Source organism: Pseudomonas monachiensis, from assembly GCF_047345015.1.
GTDB lineage: Bacteria > Pseudomonadota > Gammaproteobacteria > Pseudomonadales > Pseudomonadaceae > Aquipseudomonas > Aquipseudomonas monachiensis.
Window position 1 is genome coordinate 2,063,216 of sequence record NZ_CP178857.1, and the last position, 17,893, is coordinate 2,081,108.

The following is a 17,893-nucleotide window of genomic DNA, read 5'->3' on the forward strand; positions in this document are numbered from 1 at the left end:
AGCCGTGATTCCGGACTGAACGGGCTGGCTACTGACTGCAACAGGATTCAGGATTGCGGCTTTTCCGGGGCGGTCAGGCCGGCCTGAATGCGCTGGTAAATTTCTTCACGATGCACTGCAACGTCCTTCGGAGCGTTGATGCCGATCCTGACTTGCTGGCCGCTTACGCCGAGGATGGTGATCGTAATGTCATCACCTATGTTTATGCTTTCACCGACTTTGCGGGTGAGTATCAGCATGGTCTTCTCCTTGATTGCTTTGTGGGGCACCTGATTCGGACAGTGCAGAGGTCGGTGTTATGTATAGATTAGTGCGAAGTCTCGCGGTTTGGGTGCCTCTTTCTGACGCGCAGATGCGGCATTAATTCCCAAGGCGTAACTATACAGAGGCCGCAACCATCATTCTCGTTGTTTTAAGCCCATTTTGCGGCACTCGCGAAGTATTCATGGGTGTTAAAATCGCCGCTTTATGCATTTGGAGGGAAGCGTCGTGCGCAAAATGGTTTTGGTCATCGCGATATTGGCATTGGCGGGATGTGGCGAGGGCAGCACTGTGGATGCGCCGAAGCCCAAGCCGGCCATGGCGGCCGTACCCGCGCCGGTATCCGGCCCCCAATGGGATCTTGAGGTGCGAGGTGAAACCCCTCAGGCGGTCAGCGATTTGAGTGGCTGGCTGATCGAGCACAGTTTCATGTCCAGCGTCGTCAAGGAGAATGGCAATACCCGAGTCCTGATGGGGCCGTTCAATTCGAAAGCCGAGGCCGAAACCAAGCAGGATGAAGTCCGCGCGGCGCTCACTCGCGCGAAGAAGCAGAACATCGAATTGCTGGTGCTTGAGCGTCCGGTCGCTCAATAGCGTTCTGTAGCGCAGGCGTTGAAGAAACAAAAAAGGCCTTGGGTGTTTAACCTCGAGGCCTTTGTCGTTTCAGGTGTCTCGTTCCGGATTTCAACCGCAGGCCTTCATGTCTACCGGGCCGACGAACTCGTTGCCGCGCCCCATGACGCACCCCACGCTCTGGTTGCGTTGGCGTTCCCAGGCCTGTACCGGATAGGTCTTGTCCCAGGCTTCGTACAGTTGCCGATCCTGTTTCGACAGGCGCAAGCCGTACTGCTTGCTCATGTAGAAGTAGGTACGGGCGATCATGCCGCGAATGGAAGGGCGGGGCATGACTTTCTTGGCCTTGAAGTCGACCTGGGTCAGGCATGAACCATATTGCCCCGACTGCTCGGGCAGCCAGCCAAAGCTGAAGTTGCTGCGATCGCCATTGACCTCGCCAATGCTGGGCACCAGGTTGTGCAAGTCAGCCTCGGCCTTCTGGTAAACCGGGTCGTAGCGGGTGCAGTTCTTGCGACCGCCCGCTTGCCAGCACTGGCGTTGATGACCGATTTGCCAGGCCGGAACAATATGCTCCCACTCGATGCGGGATGCGCGTTTGGCATTTTTACGCGGCACGTAACCGCAGGCGGCAAGGTTCACCCGGTTACCGGTGTACTTGCAGCCACAGTAAAACTCGGTGGACTGGGGCGCGTAGAGCTTCCAGGCGACCTTTTTCGCTTCGGTGAAGGTGCGCGGCGCGTCGGCTTGCGCACCCATGACAACAAACAGAAACAGCAAGGCAAACCAGCGGACACTCATCGACTCAATCTTCCTTCGGCACAACCCAGAAGATCTGCACGCCGCCATCGTCGCGATAGGCGAGGGTGACGTTGTCGTTCTCGTCGATTTCTTCCAGCAAGCGTTCCCATTCGTCCACCGGTTCGTCAGGCAGGCGGAAGATCAATGCTGCCCTGGCCTTTTGTGCGGTGGGAGAGTTGATGATTTTCTGAACGCGCAGGCCCATGCGTACATAGGTGTCAGGAGAGGTAGAGGTGGTGTCCACGGAATTATCCTTATTAAGCTGTACGTGCATACAGTATTTAACTGTAGGCCATTTCGCAACTGCTTAAAAACCAAGAAAATCCTCTGACAGCGATTTGTTCCGTTTGGCGTAAGGCGAAGGGAGTTTTTTTGTAAGATCCAGCGGCAGCCACTCGCCAAAACTGGCGAATGGCGCACGGGGTGCCCGACCGGATCCGGTCGGGCGAGGGCAAATCAGTATTCCCAGAACATCCGTTGCAGTTCTTTGCTGTCGTTGGTCTTGGTCAGTGCGACCATCGCCAGGATCCGGGCCTTCTGCGGGTTCAGGTCGTGGGCAACGACCCAGTCGTATTTATCGTCAGGCTGTTCGGCGTTGCGCAATACAAAGCCACCGGCGTTGACATGGGAGGAACGAATGATCTGCACGCCGTCCTTGCGCAGGGCTTGCAGGGTAGGGACTACCCGCGAGGATACCGAGCCATTGCCGGTGCCAGCGTGGATGATGGCTTTGGCGCCCGATTGAGCCAGGGCCTTGTAGGCGGTATCGCTGACGTTGCCGTAGGAATAGGCGATCTCGACGTCAGGCAGGCTCTTGATGTTCTTGATGTCGAACTCGGAATCCATGGTGTGGCGCTTGGCTGGCAAGCGGAACCAGTAGGATTTGCCTTCGACCACCATGCCCAGCGGACCCCAGGCGCTTTTAAACGCTTCGGTCTTGATGTTAATCATTTTGCTGACGTCGCGACCCGACTGGATTTCATCGTTCATGGTCACCAGCACGCCTTTGCCCCGCGCGTCTTTGCTGCTGGCCACGGCCACCGCGTTGTACAGGTTCAGCATGCCATCGGCGGACATCGCGGTACCTGGGCGCATGGAGCCCACGACGATGATCGGCTTCTCGGTTTTTTCCACCAGGTTCAGGAAGTACGCCGTTTCTTCAAGGGTGTCGGTGCCGTGGGTGATCACGATGCCATCGACGTCTTTGCTGTCGGCCAGTTCGGCTACGCGACGACCCAGTTGCAGCAGGTTTTCGTTGGTGATGCTTTCGGAGGCGATTTGCATGACCTGTTCGCCGCGAACGTTAGCCAGTTGGCTCAGTTCTGGGACGCCGGCGATCAACTGTTCAATGCCGACTTTCGCCGCTTGATAGGTCGCGCTGTTGGCGGCGCTGGCGCCCGCACCGGCAATGGTGCCGCCCGTGGCCAGGATTACCACGTTGGCCAGTTTCTGTTGGGTTTCGGCTTCTTTAGCCTGAAGGGCAGTGGGCAGAAGCAGCAGGAGGGCCAAGGCGCCCGGAACAAAGGTCTTAAGTGCAGATGTCATTATTTTTCTCTTCTAGTTGTGAGACGGTGCAGATGCAAGTTCATCTAGATACGCCCCAGACGAACCTGAACGCTGGGGGTGTGAGGGAAAAGCAGGATCTGTACCAGTAATACTCAGAATCGAAAAAACACGCTTAAGTTAATGATTTGTAATGGTATTGCTGTTTGTGTCAGGTGTGATTTTGAGTCTGGATGTTCGGATTGCCGAACATATGCAGATTTTGCGTTCGGCTCTCCGAAACGGATTGCAGTTCTGTTTAAGATTTCAACGCGTCAAATCATCAGTGACCATTAAAGAAACAGCCGCGTCGGTCGATGCTCCTTCAAGGGATCTTTTTCTTCAGGAGTTCACATGTCGTTATCTGTTGGCATTCCCAATGCCGCCGGCGTCACCATCGGTGGCAAATCGGCCACTACCCTTCGTGCCTTGAGCGACGCGACAGCTGATGCGGCTGCTCAAGCGCCGGGTGCAAAAAAAAGCGACGGCAATCAGGTCAAGACGGGCCCGGTTGGTCTGGGGGAGAGTGCCGGCGCACAGGCCGAATCGCAAACCAGCGATAACACCAGCGTGGCGGTGAAGGTCTTGCTCAAACGCCTCAAGGAATTGCAGCAGCAATTGCGTGAGCAACAACAGCAGCTGGCGCAAGCCCAGGCGGCGTCCTATCCGAGTCCGGAAGTCAAGACCACCGCGGTAGCGGCCATTCAGGGGCAGGTTGCCGACACCAACGGCGCCATCCTGCAAGTGAGTGCGAGCCTGATCAAGGAGCTGGCCAAGGGTTCCGGCACGGGATCGGTGGTCAACACCACGGCATGAGTTGAATGCCGTTTTTTCGCCACGCATCTCTGAAAGCATTTTTCAGGTCGTTGACAAAATCCGGCAGGGTTCGCATAGTTTGGTTCACGCAAACGTTTGCGCGGCTCCAATGATGGCTTTTCATCGCGGTGGGCCGTGAAGCTTACGCCAGCGCAAGCGTTGCTCACAATAATCATAAGATCGGAGTGAACCCATGAAGCTGCCATTCGCTGGACGTCTTCTCGCTGTCGCTATGCTGGCTGCCGCATCCGCTGCATTGCCTGTCTCTTCGGCTTTTGCTGAAACCGCTGAAAAGCCGAAAGTCGCACTGGTCATGAAATCCCTGGCCAACGAATTCTTCCTGACAATGGAAGATGGCGCCAAGGCGTACCAGAAAGATCACTCCGGCGAATTCGAGCTCATCTCCAACGGCATCAAGGATGAAACCGACACCGCAGGCCAGACGCGCATCGTCGAGCAGATGATCCTGGCCAGGGTCAATGCACTGGTGATTGCACCGGCAGACTCCAAGGCCATGGTCCCGGTGATCAAGAAAGCCATCGATGCCGGTATCACCGTGATCAACATCGACAACCAACTGGACCCCGCCGTCGTCAAAAGCAAAAACATCAATGTTCCGTTCGTAGGCCCGGACAACCGCAAGGGCGCACGGCTGGTGGGGGATTACCTGGCCAAACAGCTGAAGGCCGGTGACGAAGTCGGCATCATCGAAGGTGTGTCCACGACCACCAATGCCCAGCAGCGGACCGCGGGTTTCAAAGATGCGATGGAGGCGGCGCAGATCAAGGTCGTGTCCCTGCAATCCGGTGACTGGGAAATCGACAAGGGCAACAAGGTCGCCGCGTCGATTCTCAGCGAATACCCGCAAACCAAGGCCCTGTTGGCCGGCAACGACAGCATGGCGGTCGGCGCGGTATCCGCCGTGCGCGCCGCGGGCAAGGCCGGCAAGGTGCAAGTGGTCGGCTACGACAACATCAATGCCATCCAGCCAATGCTCAAGGACGGTCGCGTGCTGGCCACCGCGGACCAGTTCGCGGCCAGACAGGCGGTGTTCGGCATCGAGACTGCATTGAAGATTCTCAAGGGCGAGAAGGTCGAAGGCGGCGCCAATGGCGTGATCGAAACGCCGGTAGAGCTGGTCACCAAGTAACCTTCTGGCGACGCAACGGCGCTCGTCCAGCCGGACGGGCGCATGGAGAGTTTTTATGTCAGTTTGCGCTCCGGACGCTGTCCTCTCGGTCAGCGGTATCGGCAAGACCTACGCCCAGCCGGTTCTTACCGGCATCGACCTGACGCTCATGCGCGGGGAAGTGCTGGCGTTGACCGGCGAGAACGGTGCAGGCAAAAGCACGCTTTCGAAGATTATTGGCGGGCTGGTCACGCCGACCACCGGCCAGATGCGGTTTCAGGGGCAGGACTATCGTCCGGGTAGCCGGGCTCAGGCTGAAGCGCTGGGTATCCGCATGGTCATGCAGGAACTCAATCTGCTGCCGACCTTGTCGGTGGCGGAAAACCTGTTTCTCGACAACCTGCCCAGCAAAGGCGGCTGGATCAGTCGCAAGCAGTTGCGCAAGGCGGCCATCGAGGCCATGGCTCATGTCGGGCTCGACGCCATTGACCCGGACACCCTGGTCGGCGAACTGGGCATCGGCCATCAGCAAATGGTCGAGATCGCCCGCAACCTGATTGGCGATTGTCATGTGCTGATTCTCGATGAGCCGACGGCGATGCTCACTGCCCGTGAAGTCGAAATGCTATTCGAGCAGATCACCCGCCTGCAGGCGCGCGGCGTATCGATCATCTATATCTCCCATCGCCTTGAAGAACTGGCGCGGGTCGCGCAGCGCATTGCCGTGCTGCGCGACGGCAACCTGGTCTGTGTCGAGCCGATGGCCAACTACAGCAGCGAGCAACTGGTTACCTTGATGGTTGGTCGCGAGCTCGGCGAACACATCGATATGGGGGCGCGCAAGATCGGCGCTCCGATGTTGACGGTCAAGGGCCTGAGCCGTGCCGACAAGGTTCGCGGCGTGTCGTTCGAAGTCCGTGCCGGAGAGATTTTCGGGATATCCGGTTTGATTGGCGCAGGGCGCACCGAGTTGCTGCGCCTGATCTTCGGTGCCGATATCGCCGACAGCGGCACGGTTGCCCTGGGGGCGCCGGCGCAGGTCATCAATGTGCGTTCGCCAGTGGATGCGGTCGGGCATGGCATCGCGTTGATCACCGAAGATCGCAAGGGCGAAGGCCTTTTGTTGACGCAATCGATCGGCGCCAATATCGCCTTGGGCAACATGCCCGGCATCTCCTGCGCGGGCGTTGTCGACAACGATGGCGAGAACGCCCTGGCCCAGCGTCAGATCGACGCCATGCGCATTCGCAGTTCCGGTCCGGCACAGTTGGTGTCCGAGTTGTCCGGCGGCAATCAGCAGAAGGTCGTCATCGGCCGTTGGCTGGAGCGCGATTGCTCGGTGCTGCTGTTCGACGAGCCGACCCGCGGCATCGACGTCGGCGCCAAGTTCGATATCTATAACCTGCTCGGCGAGTTGACTCGCCAAGGCAAGGCGCTGGTGGTGGTCTCCAGCGACTTGCGCGAGCTGATGCTGATCTGCGACCGGATCGGCGTGCTGTCGGCCGGGCGCCTGATCGATACCTTCGATCGCGACAGCTGGACCCAGGATGAATTGCTCGCCGCTGCTTTCGCCGGCTACCAAAAACGTGATGCGCAGCTCGTTGAAGCCGCGCCTAGGGATCTTCCATGAATACCGTTTCTTCCGCCGGCAAACGCAGTGGCAACTTCTACGGCCTGGGCACCTATCTGGGCCTGGCGGGTGCCTTGTTGGCGATGATCGTGCTGTTCTCGGTGCTGAGCAGTCATTTTCTGTCCTACGATACTTTCAGCACCCTGGCCAACCAGATTCCGGACCTGATGGTGCTGGCGGTCGGCATGACCTTTGTGTTGATCATCGGTGGCATCGACCTGTCGGTTGGCTCGGTGCTGGCGCTGGCGGCCTCGACCGTGAGCGTGGCGATTCTCGGCTGGGGCTGGGGCGTACTGCCGGCGGCGCTGCTGGGCATGGCCGTCGCGGCGCTCGCCGGTACCGTCACCGGCTCGATCACGGTGGCGTGGCGGATTCCGTCGTTCATCGTGTCCCTGGGCGTGCTGGAAATGGCTCGCGGGGTGGCGTACCAGATGACCGGTTCGCGTACGGCCTACATCGGCGATGCGTTCGCCTGGTTGTCCAATCCGATCGCCTTCGGCATTTCGCCGTCGTTCATCATTGCGTTGCTGATCATTTTCGTCGCCCAGGCCGTATTGACCCGCACGGTGTTCGGTCGTTACCTGATCGGGATCGGTACCAACGAAGAGGCCGTACGGCTGGCGGGGATCAACCCCAAGCCATACAAGATCCTGGTCTTCAGCCTGATGGGGTTGCTGGCCGGTATTGCCGCGTTGTTCCAGATTTCTCGCCTGGAAGCCGCCGACCCGAATGCCGGCTCCGGTCTTGAGTTGCAGGTGATCGCGGCCGTCGTGATCGGCGGGACCAGCCTGATGGGCGGGCGCGGTTCGGTGATCAGCACGTTTTTTGGCGTCCTGATCATTTCCGTGCTGGCCGCGGGGCTGGCGCAGATCGGGGCAACCGAGCCGACCAAGCGCATCATTACCGGTGCGGTGATCGTGGTGGCGGTGGTGCTGGATACTTATCGCAGTCAACGCGCAAGCCGGCGGACCTGAGTCATGGCGACTATCAAAGATGTGGCAGCCCTTGCCGGCATTTCCTACACCACGGTTTCCCATGTGGTGAACAGGACCCGCCCGGTCAGTGAAGAAGTCCGGATCAAGGTCGAGGCGGCAATCCAGACCCTCGACTACGTCCCCAGCGCCGTGGCCCGTTCGCTCAAGGCCAAGACCACGGCGACCATCGGCCTGTTGGTGCCCAACAGCCTGAACCCGTATTTCGCCGAACTGGCCCGGGGTATCGAGGATTACTGCGAGCGAAACGGTTACTGCGTCATCCTGTGCAACTCCGACGACAATCCGGACAAGCAGCGCAGCTACCTGCGCGTGCTGCTGGAAAAACGCATCGACGGCCTGATTGTCGCCTCAGCCGGTGGCGACAGTGGCCTGGTACAAGGCCTGAAAGGCGTCCGCACGCCCATGGTGATCGTCGACCGCGGACTGGACGGTGTCGATGCGGACCTGGTGCGTATCGATCATGAATACGGCGCCTATCTGGCGACCCGACATCTGCTGGAGTTGGGGCACCGGGATATCGCCACCATCAGCGGGCCGGAAAACACCAGCGTGGCGCAGATGCGACTGGCGGGTTATCGCCGGGCCTTGAAGGAGGCGGGCATCGAAGTCTCGTCCGGGCGCATGCTGGAAAGCGATTTCACCAGCACCGGCGGCTACAGCGCCGCCGCGATTCTGCTGGAAAGCAATCCGCCTAGCGCCATTTTTGCCGCCAACGACATGATCGGCATCGGCGTGCTGCGGGCCGCCGCCGAGCGCAATATTCGCGTGCCGAGCGAGTTGTCGGTGATCGGCTTCGACGATATCCAGATGAGTCGCTATGTCTACCCGTCGTTGACCACGGTCGGGCAATCGATCCTGCAGCTCGGCGAAATGGCTGCCGAAGTGCTTTTACGGCGGATCGCCACGCCGGGCCTGGCGACCGATCAGCGGATCGTGACGCCGAGTATCGTCATACGTGAATCGACGGCGCCGCTGGCTGGCGTGTTTGCCCAGTGCCGTTGAAAACAGAAAGTCGTTGAAACAAAAAGCCATTGAAAACAGAAAGCCGCTGAACCCACAGCGCCGCCGAAACAGAATCGATGAGTAGCAATGTATGCCAGCAAAAGTAGTGGTGATAGGCAGTTTGAACATGGACCTGGTGACCCGGGCGCCACGCTTGCCCAAGGGCGGTGAAACGCTGATTGGGCAGTCGTTTACCACCGTCTCCGGCGGCAAGGGCGCCAATCAGGCCGTGGCTGCGGCGCGGCTGGGGGGCCAGGTGTCGATGATCGGCTGCGTGGGCAATGACGCTTATGGTGAGGTGCTGCGCGGGGCGCTGTTGGCCGAGCAGATCGATTGCCAGGCGGTGAGCATCGTTGATGGTTCCAGTGGGGTGGCGTTGATAGTGGTCGACGACAGCAGTCAGAACACCATCGTGATCGTCCCCGGCGCCAACGGGGCATTGACCTCTGAAGCCATCGACCGTTTTGATTCGGTGATACAGGCGGCGGACGTGCTCATCTGTCAGCTGGAAGTGCCCGATGCTTCCGTTGGCCATGCGCTCAAGCGCGGTCGCGAACTGGGCAAGACAGTCATCCTCAACCCGGCACCGGTCAGCCGCCCGCTGCCGTCGGACTGGTACGCGTCCATCGATTACCTGATTCCAAACGAAAGCGAAGCGTCGGCACTGAGCGGTGTGTCGGTGGACTCCCTCGAAACTGCGCAAGCCGCGGCGACCCGCCTGATTGCCCTGGGCGCCGGCAAAGTGATCATCACCCTCGGTGCGCAAGGTTCGCTGTTTGCCGATGGCCATCGCTTCGAACATTTCCCCGCGCCCGTAGTAAAGGCTGTCGATACCACGGCGGCCGGCGACACGTTTGTCGGCGGTTTCGCTGCGGCACTGGCCGCGGGTCAAGATGAGGCGCAGGCGATCCGCTTCGGACAGGTGGCCGCGGCGCTGTCGGTCACCCGTGCTGGCGCGCAACCTTCGATTCCCGTCTTGAGCGATGTACAGGCGTTTAAAACCCCATGAAAAAGACACCTCTGCTCAACATTGCGCTATCGCGGCTGATCGCTTCATTGGGGCATGGCGACCTGGTCGTCATCGGTGATGCCGGGCTGCCGGTTCCACCGGGCGTTGAATTGATCGACCTGGCCCTGACCCATGGCATTCCGGATTTTGTCAGTACCTTGAAGGTGGTGCTCAGTGAGATGCAGGTCGAAAGCCATGTGCTGGCTGAGGAAATCCTGGATAAAAAGCCGTCGGCCCTGGTCGCGCTGCAAGAGCTGGACGGCGAAGGTGCGTTGGGGCGGCGCGAGTTGCTCACTCATGAACAATTCAAGGTCCTGAGCCGACAAGCCAGGGCGATTGTTCGTACAGGCGAATGCCAGCCGTACTGCAACATTGTGCTGGTCGCCGGGGTTACGTTTTGACGGGCTGTACGCGTTTTGATGTCCCTGGCACAAGGCGTGCGCCCCGTATCGCTATGCTCAGAAACTGCACCCACTGCTCCGGAGCCTGCTGCTTTTGACCTTGAAGACCGCAACCAACGCCCACGCGGCCCCAAAGATCGACCTGATCATCGACACCGATCCGGGGGCTGACGACGTCGTTGCCCTGTTGTTCGCCCTGGCATCGCCGCAAGAGCTGAATGTCCGGGCATTGACCACCGTTGCCGGCAACGTTCGCCTGGACAAGACCTCGCGCAATGCTCGACTGGCCCGCGAGTGGGCGGGGCGCGAAGAGGTTCCGGTCTATGCGGGGGCGCCGAAACCCCTGGTGCGCACACCCATCTATGCCGAGGATATTCATGGCAAGGAAGGGTTGTCGGGCATTGCCGTGTATGAGCCCGGCAAAGGCCTGGCCAAGGGCAGTGCCATCCCTTATCTGATCGATACCCTTAAATCTGCCGAGCCTCACAGCATTACCATCGCCATGCTTGGCCCGCAGACCAACCTGGCCCTGGCGTTGATCCAGGAGCCGGGTATCGTTCAGGGCATCAAGGAAGTGGTGGTCATGGGCGGCGCGCATTTCAACGGCGGCAACATCACGCCGGTGGCCGAGTTCAACCTGTTCGCCGATCCGCAAGCGGCCGAAGTGGTGCTCAACAGTGGTGTGAAGCTGACCTACCTGCCGCTGGATGTGACCCACAAGATCCTTACCAGCGAAGCGCGCCTGAATCAGATTGCCGCGCTGAACAACAACGCCAGTCGTCTGGTGGGCAGTATTCTCAATGAGTACATCAAGGGCGACATGGAGCACTATGGCCTTCCGGGCGGCCCGGTGCATGACGCCACGGTTGTCGCTTACCTGCTCAAGCCGCAATTGTTCAGCGGTCGTTCGGTCAACGTGGTGATCGACAGCCGCGAAGGACCGACCTTTGGACAAACCATCGTCGACTGGTATGACGGCTTGAAAGCGCCAAAGAATGCCTTCTGGGTAGAAAGCGGCGATGCCCAGGGCTTCTTCGATCTGCTGACCGAGCGCCTGGCCCGCCTGAAGTAAGCATCATCTGCCGCAGGCGCTTGCCTGCGGGTTTCACTCCCTCGCGCTAACTGCTCAGGTCTTTTGGTCCGACAGGTGTTTCTCGAAAATCTGCTCGATGAACGATTGGGCGGCTTCGGTTCCAAGGTCCCTGACCAGAAGGTCGATACCGATAATGGCGAGCTCTTCCGTGCTGCTTGGGCTGTAGGAGCTGTGGCCGTCTTGCCACTTGGCCTTGATGTCAGCGTCGATGCTTACGGTGGTCATGATGGCGCTCGTGAAGTCGGGGAAGTCTGAGTGCCGAGTTAACCATTTTGCGGGGCTTTTGACACGCCGACTTAGGTATGAAAGGAGGGCTATGCGACACTTGGCCTTTGTCGAATATTCAAGGAGCACGTTGTGCAGATCGATTTGAACTCCCCGGATGGCCTGACCCTCGAGGCGGTGCGTCAGTTGCTGGCCGGCGCCAGTGACGATGAGCACACCCAGTTGCGGGTCACCAAGGGAGGCATCGCCTACATCTCCTCGGGTGTCGTGGGCGGTACCGATATCGACGGCTTGTCGTTCCGGCTCGAAACCTGGGCCAAGGGCTCAGGTTATGTCGGGCGGGTCGCGGCCAGCGATGAAGTCTGGGTCATGCAAATCTTCAATGCCTTGAAAGAGAACTGGCCCAATCCTCCTTACGACTACATCGACGTCTATTGAGCGTCGTTCATATTCAGTCACGATTCAGTGGTTAAGGGCAGGGCGACGCTCAGGCAGAATCGCGGCTCGTCCGGATCATGGGCAGGGTGCTCCCTGTGAAACCAAACGCCAGTCTGGTTGTCGCACGATCTCAGCTTAATCATTGAATAAGGAGGCTTCATGCCTTGGAAGCTCGCGTCATTGGGTACTTTGTTGGCCGTTGCCACACTGGCCGGTTGCAGCACTCCCTCTACGGAGTCGGCAACAACGGATGTTGCGACAACTGACACGGGTCACAGTCGCTGTGAGGCAAAGGCTGCCGAGTTCACTATCGGTAAACAGGCATCGCCGCAGCTGCTTGAGCAGGCGCGTACCCGCGCAGGGGCGCAAAGTGCACGGTTCCTGCTGCCAACCGATATGGTGACGCTGGAGTACCGCTCCGATCGCCTGAACCTGAACACCGATGCCAGCCGGGTAGTGACGCGCGTCAACTGCGGCTGATCGTTCGGCTTTTGTTTCAGCCATAAAAAACCCCGTCACATGGACGGGGTTTTTTTAGTGCGCCTGGAAATTACTCTGGGCGAACTTGAGCAGCTTGCATACCCTTTTGGCCTTTCTCAGCCACGAAGGAAACAGTCTGGCCTTCTTTCAGGCTTTTGAAACCGTCGCTTTCGATAGCTTTGAAGTGTACGAACAGGTCGTCACCGCCACCTTGAGGAGTGATGAAGCCGAAGCCTTTTTCATCGTTGAACCATTTAACGGTGCCGGTTTGGCGATTAGACATGGTGTATCTCCAAGAAACATATATTTTCAGTAGTACTGTGCTGCTCAGGCCAACTGGGCACACCCGGGTATCATAGTCGAAATGTTCGCTTTGGGAGCCCCCCGGGCGAGCTGTTTGCCTTGCTGTCGAGCGGTCTTTGGTGCTTCCTATCGCTGGAGGCCCCGTTTTAAAAGGCTTTCAGCCGAAAGAAAAGACGAAAAAAAAGCTGTAAAACCTTCAAAAAATCTCAGTCAAAGTGACATTCGGTCTGTTTTTTCGGTCAGTGCAGGTGAAAAAATCAATGCCAGACGCTTATTTCTTCGCCCCGGTATCGACCCTGCAAGTGGCGATTTTCTGCATCGCCTGATTTGCCAGTTCTTGACTTGCCTTGCCGTCCATCAATGCCTGAAGGTCTTTGGCAGGATAGGATTTGAGCTGGTCGGCGCCGCAACCACAGACGGCTTTTGCCTTCGCATCACCGATCTTTTGTGCCGCTGCAGGGACGCATTGCGCCATGTATTTCTCGCGCTCACCCTTTGGCCAATCGGCGTGGGCGGCCAATGGCAGCAGCAGAACGATGGGGGCAACTACGGCGAACAAACGGTTCAGACGCATGCTGGGATGCTCCTTGTGGGTCAATGACGTGTTATCTGAGGGGCGAAGCGGTGTTCAAGTTCAGCACTCTGGCATAAAAATGCCCGATTTGCCCCCGTACAAAGTCTGTGTGCATCGACGACCGTTCATCTGTGCTAGCATGCCTCGCTCGGGCGTTTGCAGGCTCCGGCGGACCTTCAGTCCCGGTAGCGGCAGATGCACGATTAACCCTGATTTGAATCCCAGTCACTCTGGTTCGGTTTTCCGGTTGGCCGCAAGGCTCCTGCCGCTGTAAGGCAGGCGTTCGTCATTGAATGGCCTGGACCGGATCTTGTACTGGCTCATCCCAACCCACGTGACCTTTGGTAGGGGTCACCACTAGGAGAGGAGGCGCCATGCCAACTATTACTCTTCCCGACGGCAGTCAACGTTCATTCGATCACCCGGTTTCCGTAGCCGAGGTCGCCGCATCCATTGGTGCAGGCCTGGCCAAGGCCACCGTTGCCGGCAAGGTCGATGGCAAGCTGGTCGACGCCAGCGACATCATCGACAGCGATGCGTCGCTGCAAATCATCACGCCAAAGGATGAAGAGGGGCTGGAGATCATTCGCCACTCTTGCGCCCACCTGGTTGGCCACGCGGTCAAGCAGTTGTACCCGAGCGCCAGGATGGTCATCGGTCCGGTCATCGATGAAGGTTTCTATTACGACATCGCCTTCGAGCGTCCTTTCACTCCGGACGACCTGGCGGCCATCGAACAGCGCATGCAGCAGCTGATCGAGAAAGATTACGACGTGATCAAGAAAGTCACTCCGCGCGCCGAAGTGATCGAAGTGTTCAAGGCCCGTGGCGAAGACTACAAGTTGCGCCTGGTCGAAGACATGCCGAACGAGCAGGCCATGGGCCTGTACTATCACGAAGAATACGTCGACATGTGCCGCGGTCCGCACGTGCCGAACACCCGCTTCCTTAAATCCTTCAAGCTGACCAAGCTGTCCGGCGCCTACTGGCGCGGCGATGCCAAGAACGAGCAATTGCAGCGCGTCTACGGCACCGCATGGGCGGACAAGAAGCAACTGGCGGCTTACATCCAGCGCATTGAAGAAGCCGAAAAGCGCGATCACCGCAAGATCGGCAAGCGCCTGGGCCTGTTCCACACCCAGGAAGAGTCTCCGGGCATGGTGTTCTGGCACCCGAACGGCTGGACTTTGTACCAGGTGCTAGAGCAGTACATGCGCAAGGTTCAGCGCGATAACGGCTACCTCGAAATCAAGACGCCGCAAGTCGTTGACCGCAGCCTGTGGGAGAAATCCGGGCACTGGGCCAACTACGCCGACAACATGTTCACCACCCAGTCGGAAAACCGCGACTACGCGATCAAGCCAATGAACTGCCCTTGCCACGTGCAGGTGTTCAACCAGGGCCTGAAGAGCTACCGCGAGTTGCCGATGCGCCTGGCCGAATTTGGTGCATGCCATCGCAACGAGCCGTCGGGTGCCTTGCACGGCATCATGCGCGTGCGCGCGTTCACTCAGGACGACGCCCACATCTTCTGCACCGAAGAGCAGATGCAGGCCGAGTCCGCTGCGTTTATCAAGCTGACCATGGACGTCTACGCCGATTTCGGCTTTAAAGATGTCGAAATGAAGCTGTCCACTCGTCCGGAAAAACGCGTCGGTTCCGACGAACTTTGGGATCGCGCCGAAGCTGCACTGGCCGCAGCCCTTGATAGCGCGGGCCTGCCGTACGATCTGCAGCCGGGCGAGGGTGCGTTCTACGGTCCGAAGATCGAGTTCTCGCTGAAAGATTGCCTCGGTCGCGTCTGGCAATGTGGTACCCTGCAGCTCGATTTTAACCTGCCTGTCCGTCTGGGAGCCGAATACGTCTCCGAAGACAACAGCCGCAAGCACCCGGTCATGTTGCACCGGGCGATCCTGGGGTCCTTCGAACGCTTCGTCGGAATCCTGATCGAACACTACGAGGGTGCATTCCCTGCGTGGCTGGCGCCGACCCAGGCAGTGGTGATGAATATCACTGATAAACAGGCCGATTTTGCCGCTGAAGTTGAAAAAACCCTCAACGAAAGCGGATTTCGTGCCAAGTCTGACTTGAGAAATGAAAAGATCGGCTTTAAAATCCGCGAGCATACTTTGCTCAAGGTTCCTTATCTCTTGGTTATCGGAGATCGGGAAGTCGAGATGCAGACTGTCGCTGTGCGTACTCGTGAAGGTGCTGACCTGGGCTCGATGCCCGTCGCCCAGTTCGCTGAGTTTCTCGCGCAAGCGGTTTCCCGGCGTGGTCGCCCAGATTCGGAGTAATTATTATTAAGCGTGAAATGAGACAAGATAAACGAGCTGCACCGAAAGCCCCGATCAACGAGAATATCTCGGCACGCGAGGTTCGGTTAATTGGGGCTGAAGGTGAACAGCTTGGGATTGTGTCAATTGAAGACGCGCTTCTTAAGGCTGAAGAGGCCAAGCTGGATCTGGTGGAAATTTCCGCCGATGCAGTACCCCCTGTTTGCAAACTGATGGACTACGGCAAGTCGATCTTCGAAAAGAAGAAGCAGATTGCTGCGGCCAAGAAAAACCAGAAGCAGATTCAGGTTAAAGAAATCAAGTTTCGTCCAGGGACGGAGGAAGGGGATTACCAGGTAAAACTGCGCAACCTGGTACGTTTCCTGAGTGATGGGGACAGGGCCAAGGTATCCTTGCGATTCCGCGGCCGTGAGATGGCCCACCAGGAGCTGGGGATGGAACTCCTCAAGCGAGTTGAAGGTGACTTGCTCGAGTACGGTTCGGTCGAACAGCATCCTAAGATGGAAGGACGCCAGCTGATCATGGTCATCGCCCCGAAAAAGAAGAAGTAATCAACAGGGCACGGCAGGCCTTCTGATTATGTTTATCAACTGAATGCGGAGTATCCGAACATGCCAAAAATGAAGACCAAAAGTGGTGCTGCTAAGCGGTTTCTGAAAACTGCTAACGGTATCAAGCACAAGCACGCTTTCAAGAGCCACATCCTGACCAAAATGTCGACCAAGCGTAAGCGTCAACTGCGCGGTAGCAGCTTGCTGCATCCGTCTGACGTGGCAAAAGTCGAGCGCATGCTGCGCCTTCGTTAATTTTAGTCAAGAATAGAGGAAGTAACTCATGGCTCGTGTAAAGCGTGGCGTCATTGCCCGTAAGCGTCACAAAAAAATTCTGAAACTTGCTAAAGGCTACTACGGCGCACGCTCCCGCGTATTCCGTGTTGCCAAGCAAGCGGTAATCAAGGCAGGCCAATACGCCTACCGTGACCGTCGTCAGAAAAAACGTCAGTTCCGCGCTCTGTGGATCGCTCGTATCAACGCTGGTGCTCGTATCAACGGTCTGTCCTACAGCCGTTTCATCGCCGGCCTGAAAAAAGCGTCCATCGAGATCGACCGTAAGGTTCTGGCTGATCTGGCAGTGAACGAAAAAGCGGCGTTTGCTGCGATTGTCGAGAAAGCTAAAGCCACCTTGGCTTAAGTACCCCCGACAGTCACCCGGCCTCGCATCTGTGGGGCCAGGTGTTAAACGTCATAAATAGGGGAAGAGCCTTCAAGCTCTTCCCCTATTTTGTATCTGGAGTCTGTACATGGAAAACCTGGATGCGCTCGTCTCTCAAGCTCTAGAGGCTGTGCAAAGCGCTGAAGATATCAATGCCCTGGAGCAAATCCGGGTTCACTACCTTGGCAAGAAGGGTGAATTGACTCAGGTGATGAAGACCCTGGGGAATTTGCCGGCAGAAGAGCGTCCGCAGGTCGGTGCGCTGATCAACGTTGCCAAGGAGCGTGTCACAGAGGTCCTTAATGCGCGCAAGGCATTGTTTGAAGAAGCCGATCTGGCTGCCAAACTCTCTGCCGAGTCCATTGACGTGACCCTGCCTGGCCGTGGTCAGACCTCCGGTGGTCTGCATCCGGTTACCCGCACTCTGGAACGCGTCGAACAGTTCTTCACCCGTATTGGCTACGGCATCGCCGAAGGCCCTGAGGTCGAAGACGACTATCACAACTTCGAAGCGCTCAACATCCCAGGCCACCACCCGGCCCGGTCGATGCATGACACCTTCTATTTCAATGCGAACATGTTGTTGCGCACCCATACCTCGCCGGTACAGGTCCGCACCATGGAGTCGAAACAGCCGCCGATCCGCATCGTCTGCCCAGGCCGTGTATACCGCAGCGACTCCGATATCACCCACTCGCCGATGTTCCACCAGGTCGAAGGCCTGCTGATCGATCGTGACATCAATTTCGCCGACCTCAAAGGCACCATCGAAGAGTTCCTGCGGGTGTTCTTCGAAAAGGAACTGGCGGTACGTTTCCGTCCTTCGTACTTCCCGTTCACCGAGCCATCGGCTGAAGTCGACATGGAATGCGTGATGTGCAGCGGTAAAGGCTGCCGCGTCTGCAAGCAGACCGGCTGGCTGGAAGTGATGGGCTGCGGCATGGTTCACCCGAACGTGCTGCGCATGTCCGGGATCGACCCGGAAGAGTTCTCGGGCTTTGCCTTCGGCATGGGCGTTGAGCGTCTGGCCATGCTGCGTTACGGCGTGAACGACTTGCGTCTGTTCTTCGACAACGACTTGCGGTTCCTCGCGCAATTTCGCTAGTCGTAAC

At 58.1% G+C, this 17,893-nt stretch carries 23 protein-coding genes; 16 read left to right on the forward strand and 7 right to left on the reverse strand.

The window, feature by feature from the left end:
• Window positions 1-47: 47 nt before the first annotated feature.
• Entirely contained in the window at window positions 48-239 is a 192-nt protein-coding gene (gene csrA / locus ACMDB8_RS09315) for a carbon storage regulator CsrA (protein ID WP_007975691.1), read from the reverse strand.
• 250 nt (window positions 240-489) lie between these two features.
• Between csrA and ACMDB8_RS09320 the strand changes: the two genes are divergently transcribed.
• Complete coding sequence (locus ACMDB8_RS09320; protein WP_409079135.1) at window positions 490-855, forward strand: SPOR domain-containing protein; 366 nt, start codon at window positions 490-492, stop codon at window positions 853-855.
• Between the two features lie 90 nt (window positions 856-945).
• Here the strand turns inward: ACMDB8_RS09320 and ACMDB8_RS09325 are convergent, their stop codons facing one another.
• The 3 genes from ACMDB8_RS09325 to ACMDB8_RS09335 form a co-directional block, all read right to left on the reverse strand.
• Window positions 946-1,635: an endonuclease gene (locus ACMDB8_RS09325; protein WP_409079134.1), complete on the reverse strand. Its 690-nt coding sequence runs from the start codon at window positions 1,633-1,635 to the stop codon at window positions 946-948.
• Between the two features lie 4 nt (window positions 1,636-1,639).
• Window positions 1,640-1,909, reverse strand: coding sequence for a DUF1654 domain-containing protein (locus tag ACMDB8_RS09330; protein ID WP_043302188.1), 270 nt, complete (start codon window positions 1,907-1,909; stop codon window positions 1,640-1,642).
• Between the two features lie 182 nt (window positions 1,910-2,091).
• Window positions 2,092-3,180 carry an asparaginase gene (locus ACMDB8_RS09335; protein ID WP_056722233.1) on the reverse strand — a complete coding sequence of 363 codons (1,089 nt, stop codon included), beginning with the start codon at window positions 3,178-3,180 and terminating at the stop codon, window positions 2,092-2,094.
• Between the two features lie 351 nt (window positions 3,181-3,531).
• Between ACMDB8_RS09335 and ACMDB8_RS09340 the strand changes: the two genes are divergently transcribed.
• The 8 genes from ACMDB8_RS09340 to ACMDB8_RS09375 all read left to right on the forward strand — a co-directional run bounded on the left by ACMDB8_RS09340 (window position 3,532) and on the right by ACMDB8_RS09375 (window position 11,231).
• On the forward strand, window positions 3,532-3,993 hold the full coding sequence (locus ACMDB8_RS09340) for a hypothetical protein (protein ID WP_409079133.1): 462 nt from the start codon (window positions 3,532-3,534) through the stop codon (window positions 3,991-3,993).
• Between the two features lie 193 nt (window positions 3,994-4,186).
• A complete protein-coding gene (locus tag ACMDB8_RS09345) occupies window positions 4,187-5,143 on the forward strand; it encodes a sugar ABC transporter substrate-binding protein (RefSeq protein WP_056722237.1) in 957 nt (318 codons plus the stop codon).
• Window positions 5,144-5,198: 55 nt separating this feature from the next.
• On the forward strand, window positions 5,199-6,752 hold the full coding sequence (locus tag ACMDB8_RS09350; protein WP_409079132.1) for a sugar ABC transporter ATP-binding protein: 1,554 nt from the start codon (window positions 5,199-5,201) through the stop codon (window positions 6,750-6,752).
• On the forward strand, window positions 6,749-7,726 hold the full coding sequence (locus ACMDB8_RS09355; RefSeq protein WP_056722241.1) for an ABC transporter permease: 978 nt from the start codon (window positions 6,749-6,751) through the stop codon (window positions 7,724-7,726). Before ACMDB8_RS09350 ends, ACMDB8_RS09355 begins: the two co-directional genes overlap by 4 nt.
• Before the next feature lie 3 nt (window positions 7,727-7,729).
• The gene (locus ACMDB8_RS09360; RefSeq protein ID WP_409079131.1) at window positions 7,730-8,749 is read left to right on the forward strand and encodes a LacI family DNA-binding transcriptional regulator; all 1,020 of its coding nucleotides are present in this window, start codon (window positions 7,730-7,732) and stop codon (window positions 8,747-8,749) included.
• 91 nt (window positions 8,750-8,840) lie between these two features.
• Complete coding sequence (gene rbsK / locus ACMDB8_RS09365; protein ID WP_056722245.1) at window positions 8,841-9,758, forward strand: ribokinase; 918 nt, start codon at window positions 8,841-8,843, stop codon at window positions 9,756-9,758.
• Window positions 9,755-10,159, forward strand: coding sequence for a D-ribose pyranase (gene rbsD, locus ACMDB8_RS09370; protein ID WP_056722246.1), 405 nt, complete (start codon window positions 9,755-9,757; stop codon window positions 10,157-10,159). The genes rbsK and rbsD overlap by 4 nt, the downstream gene beginning before the upstream one ends.
• 94 nt (window positions 10,160-10,253) lie before the next feature.
• Window positions 10,254-11,231 (forward strand): nucleoside hydrolase, encoded by a 978-nt coding sequence (locus ACMDB8_RS09375; RefSeq protein WP_236709736.1) that lies wholly within the window; start codon window positions 10,254-10,256, stop codon window positions 11,229-11,231.
• A gap of 54 nt (window positions 11,232-11,285) precedes the next feature.
• Here the strand turns inward: ACMDB8_RS09375 and ACMDB8_RS09380 are convergent, their stop codons facing one another.
• Entirely contained in the window at window positions 11,286-11,477 is a 192-nt protein-coding gene (locus ACMDB8_RS09380) for a hypothetical protein (protein ID WP_046041585.1), read from the reverse strand.
• A gap of 132 nt (window positions 11,478-11,609) precedes the next feature.
• On the opposite strand from ACMDB8_RS09380, the gene ACMDB8_RS09385 reads away from it, so the two are divergent.
• Window positions 11,610-11,915 (forward strand): hypothetical protein, encoded by a 306-nt coding sequence (locus ACMDB8_RS09385; RefSeq protein WP_223541001.1) that lies wholly within the window; start codon window positions 11,610-11,612, stop codon window positions 11,913-11,915.
• A gap of 159 nt (window positions 11,916-12,074) precedes the next feature.
• Window positions 12,075-12,395 (forward strand): I78 family peptidase inhibitor, encoded by a 321-nt coding sequence (locus ACMDB8_RS09390; RefSeq protein ID WP_008047240.1) that lies wholly within the window; start codon window positions 12,075-12,077, stop codon window positions 12,393-12,395.
• 70 nt (window positions 12,396-12,465) lie between these two features.
• Here ACMDB8_RS09390 and ACMDB8_RS09395 read toward each other — a convergent pair whose 3' ends face one another.
• Together ACMDB8_RS09395 and ACMDB8_RS09400 are read right to left on the reverse strand one after the other, a co-directional pair.
• Complete coding sequence (locus ACMDB8_RS09395; RefSeq protein WP_003179963.1) at window positions 12,466-12,678, reverse strand: cold-shock protein; 213 nt, start codon at window positions 12,676-12,678, stop codon at window positions 12,466-12,468.
• Window positions 12,679-12,969: 291 nt separating this feature from the next.
• On the reverse strand, window positions 12,970-13,272 hold the full coding sequence (locus tag ACMDB8_RS09400; protein ID WP_056722250.1) for a hypothetical protein: 303 nt from the start codon (window positions 13,270-13,272) through the stop codon (window positions 12,970-12,972).
• A gap of 374 nt (window positions 13,273-13,646) precedes the next feature.
• On the opposite strand from ACMDB8_RS09400, the gene thrS reads away from it, so the two are divergent.
• The 5 genes from thrS (at window position 13,647) to pheS (ending at window position 17,886) form a co-directional block, all read left to right on the forward strand.
• Complete coding sequence (thrS, locus tag ACMDB8_RS09405; RefSeq protein WP_056722251.1) at window positions 13,647-15,569, forward strand: threonine--tRNA ligase; 1,923 nt, start codon at window positions 13,647-13,649, stop codon at window positions 15,567-15,569.
• Window positions 15,569-16,120, forward strand: a complete 552-nt coding sequence (infC, locus tag ACMDB8_RS09410; RefSeq protein ID WP_172435341.1) for a translation initiation factor IF-3 — start codon at window positions 15,569-15,571, stop codon at window positions 16,118-16,120. Before thrS ends, infC begins: the two co-directional genes overlap by 1 nt.
• Before the next feature lie 60 nt (window positions 16,121-16,180).
• On the forward strand, window positions 16,181-16,375 hold the full coding sequence (gene rpmI / locus ACMDB8_RS09415) for a 50S ribosomal protein L35 (protein WP_002553160.1): 195 nt from the start codon (window positions 16,181-16,183) through the stop codon (window positions 16,373-16,375).
• A 28-nt stretch (window positions 16,376-16,403) separates the two neighbouring features.
• Window positions 16,404-16,760 (forward strand): 50S ribosomal protein L20, encoded by a 357-nt coding sequence (gene rplT, locus ACMDB8_RS09420; RefSeq protein WP_007905879.1) that lies wholly within the window; start codon window positions 16,404-16,406, stop codon window positions 16,758-16,760.
• Window positions 16,761-16,869: 109 nt separating this feature from the next.
• Entirely contained in the window at window positions 16,870-17,886 is a 1,017-nt protein-coding gene (gene pheS, locus ACMDB8_RS09425) for a phenylalanine--tRNA ligase subunit alpha (protein WP_007975711.1), read from the forward strand.
• Window positions 17,887-17,893: the final 7 nt, after the last annotated feature.